Genomic DNA, 2825 nt, shown 5'->3' with positions numbered 1-2825 from the left:
CCCTTAGCATTTACTGGAACAATAGCGATACCGAATTTGCCGATAATGCACTTGCTTTTAAAAAAATAAAAGCAAAGATCAAAAATATTGAGGTCCCATCACCAGTTATACCAGCTTCAAAAAACTTTACTTTTTATATTTGGCGCGCCGCAGCCGCTATTATTTTTATTGCAGGTTGTTCATACCTGTTGTATTCAAAATTCACTAAACCGGTAAGTCAGGCCTTAGTTACAACAAAAAATTCGTGGCAAAATAAAACTACAATAAAACGCGAAAAATCAACCATCGTACTTACCGATGGAACCCGTATTACATTAAACTCTCAAAGCTCATTAAGATATCCTTCAACATTTACAGGTAAAACCAGAGAGGTTTATTTAAGTGGTGAAGCTTTTTTTGATGTACATAAAGATCATAAACACCCATTCATTATTCATGCAGAAAAAATGAACATCAAGGTACTGGGCACTTCGTTTAATGTAAAATCATACCCCAATGATCCGCAGAGCGAAACTACCCTGATCAGGGGTACAATCGAAGTTACTCTTGACGACAGACCATCTGACCATATTATATTAAAGCCAAGTGAGAAGCTGATCGTAAAGAATAAATTATTTAAACCGGTTCTCAAAAACACAACTAAACTTAACCCGGCCGAAACCAATATGGGTATGCAGTATGTGTTAACAACATTTACCCGTTTGCAACCAGATGATAGTACTGTGGTGGAAACATCATGGGTAAAAAACAAGCTTGTTTTCAGGGATGAAAGTTTTTCGGGCTTGGCAAGCCGCATGGAAAGATGGTATGGCGTTGATATAAAATTCAAAAACGATGCTTTGAAACAATACCGTTTTAGCGGCATATTTGAAAATGAACGTATTAACCAGGCGTTGGACGCCCTGCGTATGACAGAAAATTTTAACTATAAAATTAAAAACAACACTGTTTATATTTATTAGTTAAAACTGTTTATGGATTTAAATTTTACCCCGGGGCAATAATAAAATAACGCCCATAATTAAATCCTGATGTAACGGGATCACTGTTACATTATTTTTACATATCAGCCTGCTATAGTTAGGAGTTTTATGCTCTCAATCAAATTACTTACTAAAATTTATGTAAATTTAGCACTCATCTATGGATGTAACGACAGATAGCGGGCGATTAAGTAAGTACTAATAAATAATGAAGTTAACGTTTACTTTAATATTATTCTTCAATTTACTGATTACCCCTACACTATATGCCCAAACACATGTGACTATTAATTTAAAATCGGCCGATTTTAAAAAAGTTCTATCAGCAATTGAACGGCAAAGCAGTTACCATTTTGTTTACAGTGAGCGAAAAATACCGGCACTAAAGAAGGTAGATGTTAATGTTGATAATGAAGATGTTATAACTTTATTAAATAAAATTTTAGCAAATTCGGGTTTCACTTATACCGAACTGGCAAATCATCTGGTAGTAATAGCCCCCGTTGATGAGATTGTAAATATTGTTAAGGTTAACGGCAGTGTAATTAATGAAAAAGGAGAAACACTGCCGGGGGCAACGGTAAGGGTTAAAGGATCTACCGCGGGTACTCCAACAGATAAAAATGGCTTATTTTCTTTTGAAGCACCCGATCAGTCAACATTGCAGATCAGTTATGTTGGTTATCAAACCCAGGAAATAAAAGTAACTGGTACCTCTCCTATCACCATTCAGCTATTACTAAGTAATATCTTAAACGAAGTTGTTGTAACCGCATTAGGTATAACTAAAGATGAACGAAAGTTGGGATACTCGGTAACAACGGTTAGCGGCGATCAGCTTGATAAGGCCAAAGAAACAAACATTGCTTACTCATTAGAGGGGCTTGTAGCCGGCCTGAGCATAAACGGCGTAAATGGCGGTCCCGGATCATCTGCACGTATCTTACTAAGAGGGGTAACCAGCTTTGGCGCGGCCTCGCCCTTGTTTATTATAAATGGCATACCTATTGATAATACCCAAAGAGGTACCGCGAATGAATGGGGAGGTGCCGATTTTGGTGATGGCATAAGCAATATAAACCCCGATGATGTTGAAAGTTTAATTGTGTTAAAGGGTCAGTCGGCTTCTGCATTATACGGGGCGCGCGCAGCAAACGGGGTAATTTTAATCACCACCAAAGGCGGTAAAAAAAACTCAGGTTTTGGGGTTGAGGTCAATACCAATTTTCAGTTTGATAAGGCGGTTAATACGTTTGATTTTCAAACTATTTACGGTCAGGGTGAAAATGGTCAAAGACCTGTTAATATTGCAAGCGCCATTTCAACAGGCAATTTAGGCTGGGGCGAAAAGCTTGATGGAAAAGCCACTATTCAGTTTGATGGTAAATATTACCCATACTCGGCCGTTAATAATAATATTCAAAAATTTTACCGTACAGGTTATACCAATACCAATACTGTAGCCTTTAACAGTGGCGGCGAAACTGGAGGTTTCAGGCTTTCCTTTTCAAATCTGGACAATAAAGGTATTATCCGGAACAGCGGATTATCCCGAAAAACCATCAATCTTACCGCCAATCAGAATATTACTGATAAACTGAGCATCAATGTTGTGGCTAATTATATTTCGGAATCATCCAACCTGAAACCTAACTTAAGCGACGGCCCCATGAATGCGAATAATATACAATACCTGGCAGCTAATGAAAATCAGGCGGCATTAAATCCAGGGTATGATTCAAATGGCAATGAGCTGCGCTGGGGAAATGATCCTTATGTTACCAACCCTTACTTTGTTGTAAATAAATTTGTAAATAATATAGGTCGTGAACGCCTTATATC

Annotated in this window: 2 protein-coding genes; both read left to right on the top strand. The window is 37.7% G+C overall.

What is annotated here, in order from left to right:
• Positions 1–962, top strand: a 962-nt coding sequence (locus AC1DRQ_RS30570) for a FecR family protein (RefSeq protein ID WP_477429752.1), incomplete at its 5' end; no start/stop codon positions are given.
• A 229-nt stretch (positions 963–1191) separates the two neighbouring features.
• A partial coding sequence (locus AC1DRQ_RS30565; protein ID WP_477429750.1) for a SusC/RagA family TonB-linked outer membrane protein occupies positions 1192–2825 on the top strand: 1634 nt, incomplete at its 3' end.

The organism is Mucilaginibacter sp. P4_E8 (assembly GCF_056401495.1).
Note: the sequence above shows the minus strand (reverse complement) of the source record. Positions and strands in the feature narration are given on the sequence as shown.